Origin of the sequence: Nocardioides mangrovi (assembly GCF_020073815.1) — a bacterium.
GTDB lineage: Bacteria > Actinomycetota > Actinomycetes > Propionibacteriales > Nocardioidaceae > Nocardioides > Nocardioides mangrovi.
On record NZ_JAIQZJ010000001.1, the window covers coordinates 721901 to 734479 of the forward strand.

Below are 12579 nucleotides of genomic sequence, written 5' to 3' on the forward strand. Positions count from 1 at the left end.
CTCTGCCAAGGTGTGCTCCGTGCGCGACCCAGCCGGCCAGAACCTCGTCCTCACCCACGGCGCCCACCGCGCCGAGGTCGTCACCGTCGGCGCGTGCCTGCGGTCCCTGAACCGTGACGGCATCGACCTCGTCGCCGGCTGGCCGGTCGGCGAGATGGCCCCCAGCTCGCGGGGCGCGGTGATGATGCCGTGGGTCAACCGGGTCGGCGACGGCCGCTACGACTTCGGCGGCCGGACCCTCCAGCTGGCGCTCAGCGAGCCGGCCAAGCACAACGCGATCCACGGCCTCGTCCACTGGGTGCCGTGGACCGTCGCCGACCAGGCCGACGACCGCGTCCTGCTGACCTACGCGCTCCCGCCGCAGGCCGGCTACCCCTGGCCGCTCGACCTCGAGGTCGACCACCGGCTCGGGGACGACGGCCTCACCACCACGCTGTCCGCGACCAACGTCGGCACCGAGGCGGCGCCGTACGGCTCCGGCCTGCATCCCTACCTCACGGTCGGCCGCCGGGTCGACGAGTGCGTGCTGACCCTGCCGGCCGACACCTGGTGCGCCATGGACGAGCGCGGCCTGCCGGCGCCGGCGGTGCCGGTCGACGGTACGGAGTGGGACTTCCGCGGCGGCCGGGCGATCGGTGACCTCGTCGTCGACCACCCGTACGGCGGGGTCGCCGACGGGGCGACCGCGACCCTCACCGACCCGGACACGGGCCGCTCGGCGAGCGTCACCGTCCACGAGGGGATCGGCTGGCTGCACGTCTTCACCGGCGACACCATCCGCGGTCACGAGCGCGAGGCGCTGGCCGTCGAGCCGGTCACCGCTCCCCCGGACTCCTTCCGCACGGGCGTCGACCTCGTCGTGCTCGAGCCGGGCGCCACGCACCGGGCCTCCTTCACGATCGCGGGTAGCGGACCCGCGTGAGGTAGCCGACCGCGAGCCCGGCGGCCACGCCGATCACGGTCTCGACGCCGCGGTCGGCGAGCAGCTCCGAGGTCGGCACCGGCACGGCCAGGTGCACCATCAGCAGCGCCAGCGGCGTGATCGCCACCAGCGCCAGCGCGTAGGTGCGGCCGACCACCAGCTCGGCCAGGGCCTGCAGCAGCGCGACGACCAGGATCACGGCGAGGCCGTCGAGGTCGAGCGCGAGCAGGCCGGCCGCGACGACCAGGCCGGCGGCGGTGCCGACGACGCGGTGCAGCCCGCGCACGACCTGGTGCCGGAAGTCCCGCGCCACCAGCGGCACCACGGCCGAGACCATCGCCCAGTAGGGGTGGCCGATCCCGGCGCCCGTCGCGATGCTGCCCGCGACGAAGACGCCCAGCGAGCAGGGCAGGACGTGCCAGCGCAGGCTCGCCCGGTACGACGGCCGCGGGGCGGGCTCACCCTCCTGCTGCCGCCACCAGGCGCCGGCGTTGCCGACCACGACCGAGAACGCAGCCGACCCGGCGCCCACCCCGAGCGCGACCGGCAGGTCGGCGTACGTCGACGGGATGGCGGCGCAGGCCGCGCAGGCGAAGACCAGGAAGAGCGGGCCGGGCGGGTGCCAGCCCTCGGCGTCGGAGGCGAAGGACCCCAGCGCCGCCACGCTCGCGGCCACCGGGATCGCCCACCACGCCCGGTCCGGCGAGGTGGCGACAAGGGTGCCGACGCCGATCGCGGCGGTGAGGTAGACGGCGAGCCGGGCCTGCAGCTGCAGCCGCGCGGCGCCGACGCGCTCGCGGCCGTAGAGCGAGGTGAAGGCCCCGAAGGTCGCGAAGATCGACCACTCCAGCCGGTCGGCCGCGAGCAGCACGAGCAGCGGCACCAGCACCGAGACGCTGGCCCGCAGCGCCACCCGTCTCGCAGTCATGGGGCGGTCACTGGAAGCTGACGAAGCGCACCCGCGGCCGCAGCGCGTGCACCTCGCGCGGCCCCATCCGGCGCACGTCCTCGTCGTAGAAGAGCTTGAAGCCCATCGTGAACTGCCGCGGCCGCGCCACCGCGTGGTACGTCGCCCGCTTCTGCCGCTGGGTGCCGAAGCCGTCGACGTGCTGCACCATCGCCAGGTCCGGGCGGTCGCGGACCTGCGCGATGTCCTCGACCATGTCGCGGCGGAACTGGTGGAGGACGAGGAGCTTCTGGGGCAGGTCGTGCCGGCGCACCATCCGCGCGAGCCAGGCCGTGGTGCGGTTGACCTCGCGGGCCCGGACCTGACCGACCGTGCGCGCCGGGACCTGGTGCGGTCCCATCCGCCACTCGGGGTCGAGCGCGAGCCCGACCCGCGGGTCCTTCAACGCCCACGCCCAGCGCTTCGCGACGTCGAGGAAGTCTGAGCGCCCGGGCTGGAGGTCGAGCAGGAGCAGCGCGTCGTGGCGGCGCGCGGCCGCGAGGTAGCGCTGCACCTCCGAGCGCGGGATGTCGTGGCTGTAGTCGCCGTCCGGTCCGGGCGACCCGTCCGCGATCGTGACGATCAGCTCGTAGACGTGCCGGACGTCGTAGCCGTGCCGGGCGAAGGGCTGCGCAGCGGCCCGGAGCCGCCGGTCAATCACGTTCGGCCGGCTCTCGCCGAGCACGCCGAGCGCCGGGGTCTGCCCGGAGCCGTAGTAGGCGACCAGGAAGGTTTGCCGGCCGAAGACCTTCGGCCGGACCTTCGTCCTCGGCGTGGCCTCCGCCGACGGCTCGGCGGTCGCGCTCGGGGACGCCGGCGACGGTGACGGTCTCCCAGCCGGGTGGGCGGCGGGCGCGGCACCGCCCGCGGACTCGTCCCGCGCGCCCCAGGCCACGACGAGGAGCGCGACGATCACCAGCAGGACCAGGAAGAGGATCGGTCCGCGGTGGTCGGGCTGCGATCCGGGCATCGCGGTCAGCTGGTGATGGCGCCGTGCGCGGCGGACTGCACGACCTTGGCGTACTTGCCGAGGACGCCGCGGGTGTACTTCGGCGGGCGCGGCTCCCAGCCGACCTTGCGCTGCTCCCACTCCGCCTCGTCGGCGCTCTCCACGTCCAGGCGACGGTTGGCCACGTCGAGGGTGATCTGGTCGCCGTCGCGCAGGAAGGCGATCGGCCCGGCGTCGACCGCCTCGGGGGCGATGTGGCCCACGCACAGGCCGGTGGTGCCGCCGGAGAACCGGCCGTCGGTGATGAGCAGGACGTCCTTGCCGAGACCGGCGCCCTTGATGGCGCCGGTGATGGCGAGCATCTCGCGCATGCCCGGGCCGCCCTTGGGGCCCTCGTAGCGGATCACCACGACGTCGCGGGCCTGGATCTTGCCCTGCTCGAGCGCGTCCATCGCCGCGCGCTCGCCGTCGAAGACCCGCGCCGTACCGGTGAAGACCGACTCGTCGAAGCCGGCGCTCTTCACGACCGCGCCCTCGGGGGCGAGCGAGCCCTTGAGGATCGTCAGGCCGCCGGTGGCGTGGATCGGGCGGTCGATCTTGCGGAGCACGTCGTCGTCGAGGCTCGGGGGGCTGAGCTCCTCGAGGTTCTCGGCCATCGTCTTCCCCGTGACGGTCAGGCAGTCCCCGTTCATCAGTCCGGCGTCGAGGAGCGCCTTCATCACAACGGGGATGCCGCCGATCTTGTCGACGTCGTTCATCACGTAGCGACCGAAGGGCTTGAGGTCACCGAGGTGCGGCACCTTGTCGCCGACCCGGTTGAAGTCGTCGAGGGTGAGGTCGACCTCGGCCTCACGGGCCATCGCCAGCAGGTGCAGCACGGCGTTGGTGGAGCCGCCGAGCGCCATGACGACGGCGATGGCGTTCTCGAAGGCCGGCTTGGTCATGACCTGGCGGGCCGTGATGCCCTGGCGGAGCATCGTGACCACGGCCTCGCCCGACTTGTGGGCGAAGCCGTCGCGGCGGCGGTCGACGGCCGGCGGGGCGGCCGAGCCGGGCAGCGACATGCCGATCGCCTCGGCGACCGCGGCCATCGTGTTGGCGGTGTACATGCCGCCGCAGGCGCCCTCTCCCGGGCAGATCGCGCGCTCGATGCGGTCGACCTCGTCTCGGCTGATCTTGCCGGCCAGGCAGGCGCCGACGGCCTCGAAGGCGTCGATGATGGTCACGTCGTTGCCGTCGACCTGGCCGGGCATGATCGACCCGGCGTAGAGGAAGACGCTGGCGAGGTCGAGGCGGGCCGCGGCCATCATCATCCCGGGCAGCGACTTGTCGCAGCCGGCCAGCAGCACCGAGCCGTCGAGCCGCTCGGCCATCATCACGGTCTCGACGGAGTCGGCGATCACCTCGCGGGAGACCAGCGAGAAGTGCATGCCCTCGTGGCCCATCGAGATGCCGTCGGAGACGGAGATGGTGCCGAACTCGAGCGGGTAGCCGCCGGCCGCGTGCACGCCGTTCTTGACCGCCTGCGCGAGCCGCTGGAGCGACAGGTTGCAGGGCGTGATCTCGTTCCAGCTGGAGGCGACGCCGATCTGGGGCTTCTCCCAGTCGTCGTCCCCCATGCCGACCGCGCGGAGCATGCCGCGGGCGGCGGTCCGCTCGAGGCCGTCGGTGACGTCGCGCGAGCGCGGCTTGAGGTCGGGGGTCGGGCGCGTCTCGGTCATGGAACCGAGGGTATGGCAGTACGACGAGCGGCATACCCTTGCGGCATGCCGACGCTTCGCTCCGCCACGTCCACCTCGGGCCGCAACATGGCCGGTGCCCGCGCCCTCTGGCGCGCCACCGGCATGACCGACTCGGACTTCGGCAAGCCGATCGTGGCGATCGCCAACTCGTTCACCGAGTTCGTCCCGGGCCACGTCCACCTGCGCGACCTCGGCAAGATCGTCGCCGAGCAGGTCGCCGCCGCGGGCGGCGTCGCCAAGGAGTTCAACACGATCGCGGTCGACGACGGTATCGCGATGGGCCACGCCGGCATGCTCTACTCGCTGCCCAGCCGGGAGCTGATCGCCGACGCGGTCGAGTACATGGTCCAGGCCCACTGCGCCGACGCGCTCGTCTGCATCTCCAACTGCGACAAGATCACCCCCGGCATGCTGATGGCCGCGCTGCGGCTCAACATCCCGGTCGTCTTCGTGTCCGGCGGCCCGATGGAGGCCGGCAAGACCCAGGCCATCGAGGGCATCGTCCACTCCAAGCTCGACCTGGTCGACGCGATGGTGCTGGCCGTCAACGACGCCGTGACCGACGAGCAGCTCGACGTCGTGGAGCGCTCCGCGTGCCCGACCTGCGGCTCCTGCTCGGGCATGTTCACCGCCAACTCGATGAACTGCCTGACCGAGGCGATCGGCCTGTCCCTGCCGGGCAACGGCTCGACCCTGGCCACCCACAGCTCACGCCGCGCGCTCTTCGAGGAGGCCGGCCGCCTCGTCGTCGAGATCGCCAAGCGCTACTACGAGGATGACGACGAGTCGGTCCTCCCCCGCAACATCGCCACCCACGAGGCCTTCGAGAACGCCTTCGCGCTCGACGTCGCGATGGGTGGCTCCACCAACACCGTGCTACACCTCCTGGCCGCTGCCCGCGAGGCCGGGATGACCTTCTCGGTCGACGACATCGACGCGGTGTCGCGCCGGGTGCCGTGCCTGTCGAAGGTCGCGCCGAACACGCCGAAGTACCACATGGAGGACGTCCACCGGGCCGGCGGCATCCCCGCCATCCTCGGCGAGCTGCACCGCGGCGGGATGCTCAACACCGGCGTCCACTCGGTGCACAGCCCGTCCCTCGACCAGTGGCTCGCGGAGTGGGACATCCGCAGCGGCACCGCGAGCCGGGCCGCGCTCGACCTCTTCCACGCCGCGCCCGGCGGCGTCCGCACCACCGAGGCCTTCTCGACCGACAACCGCTGGGGCTCGCTCGACACCGACGCCGCCGACGGGTGCATCCGCGACGTCGCGCACGCCTACACCGCCGACGGCGGCCTGGCGATCCTCAAGGGCAACCTGGCCGAGGACGGCTGCGTGGTGAAGACCGCTGGCGTCCCCGAGGAGATCTGGTCGTTCACCGGCACCGCCATCGTCTTCGAGAGCCAGGACGACGCCGTCGAGGGGATCCTGTCCAAGAGGGTCCAGGAGGGCCACGTGGTGGTGATCCGCTACGAGGGTCCGAAGGGTGGGCCGGGGATGCAGGAGATGCTCTACCCCACGTCGTACCTCAAGGGCCTCGGCCTCGGCCAGAAGTGCGCGCTGATCACCGACGGCCGCTTCTCCGGTGGCACGTCGGGCCTCTCGATCGGTCACGTCTCCCCCGAGGCCGCTGGCGGGGGCACGATCGCGCTGGTCGAGGACGGCGACACGATCACCATCGACATCCCGAACCGCTCGATCGTGCTCGACGTCGACCCGCTGGTGCTCGACCAGCGCCGGGCCGCCCAGGACAAGCGCGACCGCCCCTTCACCCCGCTCGATCGTGACCGGGTGGTGTCGGCCGCGTTACGGGCGTACGCCTCGATGGCGACGGCTGCGTCCGACGGTGCCTACCGCCTCGTTCCGGAGTAGTCCGGACCTCTAGCCTTTTCGGGTGACCGTGACCTGGAGCGAGTACGACGCCGTGCTGTTCGACCTCGACGGGGTGATCACCCCGACGGCCGAGGTGCACATGCGCGCCTGGGCGGAGATGTTCAACGCCTTCCTCGGCGAGTACGACGCCCCGGGCGCCGACACCGCGCCCTACACCGATTCCGACTACTTCGCCCACGTGGACGGCAAGCCGCGCTACGACGGCGTCCGCGACTTCCTCCGCTCGCGCGGCATCGACGCGACCGAGGACCTGGTCGTCGAGCTCGGCGATCGCAAGAACGACGCCTTCAACGAGGTGCTCGCGCGCGACGGGGTGCGCCCCTACCCCGGCTCGGTGCTGCTGATCGACCACTTGCAGGGCCTCGGCCTGCCGCTCGGCGTGGTGTCGTCGTCGGCCAACGCCCCGGCGGTGCTGGAGGCCGCGGGCCTGGCGGACCGCTTCCGCACCGTCGTGAGCGGCACGGTCGCCCACGAGCTCGGCCTGCCGGGCAAGCCCGCTCCGGACACCTTCCAGCACGCCGCGGAGGTCCTCGGCGCGGAGGCCGGCCGCTCGGTCGTGCTGGAGGACGCCGTCTCCGGCGTCCGGGCCGGCGCGGCCGGCGACTTCGGCCTCGTGGTCGGCGTCGACCGCGGAGCGGGCGCCGCGACGCTCACCGAGGCGGGCGCCGACGTCGTCGTCGACGACCTGGCCGACCTGGTGCCCGGGAGCGCGGCATGAGCCGGCACGTCGGCGCCGACCCGCTCGACCGCGGGCGCTTCCCGGTCGACCCCTGGGGCCTGGTCGAGGACAGCTACCAGGCCGACGACCTCGGCCTGACCGAGACGCTCTTCTCCGTCGCCAACGGCTACCTCGGCATGCGCGGCAACCCCGAGGAGGGGCGGCCGGCCTACTCCAACGGCACCTACGTCAACGGCTTCCACGAGACCTGGGAGATCCGGCACGCCGAGGCGGCCTTCGGCTTCGCGCGCACCGGCCAGACGATCGTCAACGTGCCGGACACCAAGGTGCTCAAGGTCTACGTCGACGACGAGCCGCTGACCTTCGGCACCTCCGACCTCGAGCAGTACGAGCGGTGCCTGGACTTCCGCGACGGCGTCCTGCGGCGCAGCCTGGTCTGGCGCACGCCGTCGGGCAAGCGGGTGCGGATCGACTCCACCCGGATGGTGTCGATGACCCAGCGCCACCTGGCGCTGATGACCGTCGAGGTCACCATGCTCAGCGGGGACGCGCCCGTGGTGATCTCCTCGCAGATCCTCAACCGGCAGGACGGCCGCGACGAGTACCACGGCCGGACGGCGCAGGGCTTGGTCGAGCACGCCGACCCGCGCAAGGCCGGCGCCTTCGCCGACCGGGTGCTGCTGCCGCGGATGAGCTACGCCACCGAGGACCGGATGCTGCTGGGCTACCAGTGCGCCAACTCCGGCATGACCGTCGCGGTCGCCGCCGACCACGTCCTCACGACGACCGACGTCCACGAGGTCGTCGCCCGCGCCGACGACGACCAGGCCAAGATGGTCTTCCGGATCGACGCGACCGAGGGCACCACGACCCGGCTCGAGAAGCTGGTCGCCTACCACTCCTCCCGCGGCGTACCGGTCCGCGAGCTGTCCGACCGCTGCGACCGCACCCTGGACCGCGCCGGGCGGCACGGCGTCGCCCACTACCTCTCCGACCAGCGCGCCTGGTACTCCCGCTTCTGGCAGACCGCCGACGTGGAGATCGCCACGGAGAGTCCCGAGGACGCCGCCGTGCAGCAGGCGATCCGCTACAACCTCTTCTCGCTCGCGCAGGCCAGCGCGCGCACCGACGGCATCGGCGTCCCGGCCAAGGGGGTGACGGGCTCGGGCTACGAGGGCCACTACTTCTGGGACACCGAGGTCTACGTCCTCCCGTTCCTCACCTACACCTCCCCCGAGGTCGCCCGGAACGCCCTGCACTTCCGCTCGGTCATGCTCCCGGCCGCGCGCGAGCGGGCCCGCGAGATGGCCCAGGCCGGGGCGCTCTACCCGTGGCGCACGATCAACGGCGAGGAGGCGTCGGCGTACTACGCGGCCGGTACGGCGCAGGTGCACATCGACGCCGACATCGCCTACGCGCTGATGAAGTACGTCCGCGCCACCGACGACCGCGGCTTCCTGCTGCGCGAGGGCATCGACATCCTCGTCGAGACCGCACGGATGTGGGCCGAGCTGGGCTTCTGGCGCAGCAACGGGGAGCCGTCCTTCCACATCCACGGCGTCACCGGGCCCGACGAGTACACGACGGTCGTCAACAACAACCTCTTCACCAACGTGATGGCGCGGGCCAACCTCGAGGAGGCCGCGATCGCGGTCGACCGGATCCGCACCCACGACCCCGAGGGCTGGGTCAAGGTCGCGAGCCGGCTCGGCATCACCGAGGAGGAGGTCGCGGAGTGGCAGGCCTGCGCGGACGGGATGACGATCCCCTTCGACGAGGGCCTCGGCATCCACCCGCAGGACGACTTCTTCCTCGACCGCGAGGTGTGGGACCTCTCCCAGACGCCGCCCGAGACGCGGCCGCTGCTGCTGCACTACCACCCGCTGGTCATCTACCGCTTCCAGGTGCTCAAGCAGGCCGACGTGGTGCTCGCGCTCTTCCTCCAGGGCGACCGCTTCACGCTCGAGGAGAAGCGCGCGGACTTCGAGTACTACGACCCGATCACCACCGGCGACTCCACGCTGTCGGCCGTGGTGCAGTCGGTGATCGCGGCCGAGGTCGGCTACCACGAGGCCGCGCTCGACTACTTCCACCAGGCGCTCTACGTCGACCTCGCCGACCTGCACGGCAACACCGTCGACGGGCTGCACGTCGCCTCGACCGGCGGCGTCTGGAGCGCGCTGGTCTACGGGTTCGGCGGGATGCGCGACTACCGCGGCGAGCTCTCCTTCGACCCGCGGCTGCCGGCCACCTGGCCGTCGCTGACCTTCCGGCTCTGCTGGCGGGGCTCGCTGCTGCTGGTCGAGCTGACCCAGGACGAGGCGCGCTTCTCGGTCGTCGAGGGCGACGCCGCGGTGCCGGTGACGGTCCGCGGGACGTCGTACGTCGTCGGCACGGACGCTCCGCTCGTCGTCGCGCTCCCCGACCAGGGCGCCCGCATCGACGGCCTGCTCGGCGACCACCCGGTCATCGGCGGGACGCGTGCGGACGGCAGCACGATCACCGCGGGCGTGCCGGAGCCGATCCAGCCGCCCGAGGAGCCGGACGCGACCGGGGAGCTCCCCGTCTACGCGCCCGATCCGTCGATCATGCCTCCGCCGCGGATCTGAGTCGCGCGAGCCCCTTCTCGAAGTCCTTGCCGACCAGCTTGTCCATGTTGATGAGCTTGCCGAGCACGCCCCAGACCCCCGACTGCTCGCCGCGCATGCGCCACTCGACCGTGGTGCCGCCGGCGCTGTCGGGGGCGAAGGAGAAGCGCACGTCGTTGGTCGCCGAGAAGGGCTTCTGGAAGACCAGCGCGACGTCGATGGCCTCGGGCGTGGACGCGACGATCTCCATGCTGCCCCGGCCGGCCTTGCGGTTGCCGCTCCACTCGTAGTGGGCGCCGACCCCGCTGTCGGGCCCGGTGTAGGTCCGCTGCATGGCCGGGTCGACGTCCTCCCAGGGCGACCACTGCTGCCAGTGGTGGAAGTCGTCGACGAGGGCGTGGATGCGGGCCGCGTCGGCGGCGATGGTCGTCATCCGGACGACCTCGTAGGAACCCATGGCGTGATCCTCGCTCAGATGGCCGCGGCCCGCACGACCATCACGTCCGGCAGGTCGCTGACGATCTCCCGCCAGGTCTCGCCCTCGTCGGCCGAGGCCCAGACGGCGCCGTTGCGGGCACCGAAGTAGAAGCCGGTCGTCGGCTGGTCGTCGGCGCACATCGCGTCGCGCATCACCGCGACGTAGAACGAGTCGGGCAGGCCGTCACCGAGCTCCTCCCACGTGTCGCCGGCGTCGCGGGAGCGCCATACCCGGGCCTTGGCCTCGGGCGGGTAGCGCTTGTCGCCGCCGTTGATCGGGAAGACGAAGACGGTGTCGGGCTCGTGCGGGTGCACGACGATCGGGAAGCCGAACTCCGCCGGGAGCCCGTCGGCGATCGAGGTCCAGGTCCGGCCCTCGTCGTCGGAGCGGTAGACGCCCCCGTGGTTCTGCAGGAAGAGCCGCTCGGGCCGGCTCGGGTGGCGGGTGATCTTGTGGACGCACTGGCCGAACTCGGGGTACTGCTGGCCCTCGGGGAGGAACTCCGCGCGGATGCCGTGGTTGCGGGCCTCCCAGCTCCCGCCGCCGTCGGCGGTCTGGTAGACGCCGCCACTGCTCAGCGCTGCCGTGACCGACCGCGGGTCGTCGGGGTGCGGGAGGATCGTGTGGAAGGCCTGGCCGCCGAAGCCCGCGCCCCAGTCCGGCCGGTGGGGGTGGTCCCAGAGCGCCCGCTCGAGGGTGAAGGTCTCCCCGCGGTCGGTGCTGCGGAAGACCGCGGCCGGCTCGGTGCCGGCGTAGACGACCCCGTCCTCGGGGCCGGGCACCAGCTGCCAGATGCGCTCGACGGTCGCGTCGGTGCCCTCGGGGAAGCGGACGGCGCCGTTGGGCGTCTCCTGCCAGCTCGCGCCCTCGTCGTCGGAGCGCCAGACCTGCGGGCCGAGCCAGCTCGACGACGCACCGACCAGCAGCCTCGGGGTCTCCCCGCGGCTGTCGACGAGGCAGGAGTAGACCTCCTCCATGTCGAAGTGCGGTCCGGTGAACCGCCACTCCTGACGGGCCGCGTCCGACGTCCCGATCCACAGACCCTTGCGGGTCCCGACCATCAACACCGTCTTGTCCGACATGCCTGCCTCCTGGTGCGCCCTTCGTCTCTTCTACCCTGACCCGGTGGTCGGCCGGAAGTCATCGCTCGCGCTGGTGTCCCCCGTCTGGCTGGTCCTGATCGGCATCCTGTCGGTCCAGTTCGGCGCCGGCATCGCCAAGTCGCTCTTCGACGAGGTCGCGCCGACCACGATCGTCTGGCTGCGGCTGGTGACGTCGGCGATCGTGCTCTCGCTCGTGGCCCGCCCCGTGCTGCGCGGGCGGACCCGCACCGACTGGCTGGTCGCGGTCGCGCTCGGCGTCTCCCTCGGCGTCATGAACTGGGCGATCTACCAGTCCTTCCAGCGGATCCCGCTGGGCTTGGCGGTGACGCTGGAGTTCCTCGGTCCCCTGACGCTCGCCGTCGTCGGCTCGCGGCGCGCCCGGGACCTGCTCTGGGTGGCGCTCGCCGCCCTCGGCGTGGCGGTCCTCGGGCTCGCCGGCAGCGGCGGGGCGCTCAGCCTGGCGGGCGCCCTCTTCGCGCTCCTGGCCGGCGCGATGTGGGCGTCGTACATCCTGCTGAGCGGCGCGACCGGCCGGCGCTGGCCGGGGCTCGACGGGCTCGCCGTCGCCTCGGTCGTCGCGACGCTGCTGCTCACCCCGCTGGCGCTGGCCGTCGGCGGCTCCGACCTCGTCGACCCGAGGATCCTGCTGCTCGGCGCCGCCGTCGGGCTGCTGTCCTCGGTGATCCCCTACAGCTGCGAGATGGTCGCGCTGCGCACCATCCGCCCGTCGGTCTTCTCGATCCTGATGAGCCTCGAGCCGGCCGCCGCCGCCCTCGCCGGCATCGTCGTGCTCGGCGAGTTCCTCTCGCTCGAGCAGTGGCTCGCGCTGGTGTGCATCGTCATCGCCTCGGTCGGCGCGACCCGCTCCACCCGGCCGGTGGCCCCCGCTCCGGACTGAGGCAGAGTTCACGGAACCGTCACACGGCGTTGACCGCGGGGAATCGGCGCCTGCCTACCGTGGAGGTCACCTCAAGCCAACTCGGGAGTGCCATGGGGGGCACGACATGAAGCTCGCACCACACCTGGTCGACCGGCTGGTCGAGCGTCTCGTCGACCCCATCGCCGACCGGGTGAGTCGTTGGGCCGTGGAGTCGCAGCAGCGATCCCGGCGCAACGCGATGATCGCCTCCACCGCCCTCGCACAACGGCGTGCAGAGCTCGACGACGTCGAGGAGTTCCTGGCCGCGCTCGGTCAGTCCACGGCGAGGGAGGTTGCAGCTCACGCTGCGCATGGCTGAGCTCACCGGGCGGGACCTGCCTCTCCCTGGCCGCCCGGTGA

At 72.3% G+C, this 12579-nt stretch carries 11 protein-coding genes; 6 read left to right on the forward strand and 5 right to left on the reverse strand.

The features are described from left to right. Positions 1–19 precede the first annotated feature (19 nt). Positions 20–922, forward strand: coding sequence for an aldose 1-epimerase family protein (locus tag K8U61_RS03455; RefSeq protein WP_224121565.1), 903 nt, complete (start codon positions 20–22; stop codon positions 920–922). On the opposite strand, the gene K8U61_RS03460 is transcribed toward K8U61_RS03455, so the two are convergent. Genes K8U61_RS03460 through ilvD (K8U61_RS03470) form a run of 3 tightly spaced genes read right to left on the reverse strand, consistent with a single transcriptional unit; the run spans position 894 to position 4538 of the window. Then, positions 894–1850 (reverse strand): FUSC family protein, encoded by a 957-nt coding sequence (locus K8U61_RS03460; RefSeq protein ID WP_224121566.1) that lies wholly within the window; start codon positions 1848–1850, stop codon positions 894–896. The genes K8U61_RS03455 and K8U61_RS03460 overlap by 29 nt on opposite strands. Before the next feature lie 7 nt (positions 1851–1857). Further along, positions 1858–2838 (reverse strand): hypothetical protein, encoded by a 981-nt coding sequence (locus tag K8U61_RS03465; protein ID WP_224121567.1) that lies wholly within the window; start codon positions 2836–2838, stop codon positions 1858–1860. A 5-nt stretch (positions 2839–2843) separates the two neighbouring features. Beyond that, positions 2844–4538 (reverse strand): dihydroxy-acid dehydratase, encoded by a 1695-nt coding sequence (gene ilvD, locus K8U61_RS03470; protein ID WP_224121568.1) that lies wholly within the window; start codon positions 4536–4538, stop codon positions 2844–2846. A 45-nt stretch (positions 4539–4583) separates the two neighbouring features. Here ilvD (K8U61_RS03470) and ilvD (K8U61_RS03475) point away from each other — a divergent pair, with 45 nt between their 5' ends. The 3 genes from ilvD (K8U61_RS03475) to K8U61_RS03485 are packed head-to-tail and all read left to right on the forward strand — an operon-like array spanning position 4584 to position 9740. Then, positions 4584–6431, forward strand: a complete 1848-nt coding sequence (gene ilvD / locus K8U61_RS03475) for a dihydroxy-acid dehydratase (RefSeq protein WP_224121569.1) — start codon at positions 4584–4586, stop codon at positions 6429–6431. A gap of 28 nt (positions 6432–6459) precedes the next feature. Then, on the forward strand, positions 6460–7170 hold the full coding sequence (locus K8U61_RS03480) for an HAD family hydrolase (RefSeq protein WP_224121924.1): 711 nt from the start codon (positions 6460–6462) through the stop codon (positions 7168–7170). Next, positions 7167–9740, forward strand: a complete 2574-nt coding sequence (locus K8U61_RS03485) for a glycoside hydrolase family 65 protein (protein ID WP_224121570.1) — start codon at positions 7167–7169, stop codon at positions 9738–9740. Before K8U61_RS03480 ends, K8U61_RS03485 begins: the two co-directional genes overlap by 4 nt. Here K8U61_RS03485 and K8U61_RS03490 read toward each other — a convergent pair. Then, positions 9718–10176, reverse strand: a complete 459-nt coding sequence (locus K8U61_RS03490) for an SRPBCC family protein (protein WP_224121571.1) — start codon at positions 10174–10176, stop codon at positions 9718–9720. The genes K8U61_RS03485 and K8U61_RS03490 overlap by 23 nt on opposite strands. Before the next feature lie 14 nt (positions 10177–10190). Then, complete coding sequence (locus K8U61_RS03495; protein WP_224121572.1) at positions 10191–11279, reverse strand: WD40/YVTN/BNR-like repeat-containing protein; 1089 nt, start codon at positions 11277–11279, stop codon at positions 10191–10193. A gap of 43 nt (positions 11280–11322) precedes the next feature. Between K8U61_RS03495 and K8U61_RS03500 the strand changes: the two genes are divergently transcribed. Both K8U61_RS03500 and K8U61_RS03505 read left to right on the forward strand, forming a co-directional pair. After that, on the forward strand, positions 11323–12198 hold the full coding sequence (locus tag K8U61_RS03500; RefSeq protein WP_224121573.1) for an EamA family transporter: 876 nt from the start codon (positions 11323–11325) through the stop codon (positions 12196–12198). Positions 12199–12304: 106 nt separating this feature from the next. After that, complete coding sequence (locus tag K8U61_RS03505) at positions 12305–12538, forward strand: hypothetical protein (protein ID WP_224121574.1); 234 nt, start codon at positions 12305–12307, stop codon at positions 12536–12538. Positions 12539–12579: the final 41 nt, after the last annotated feature.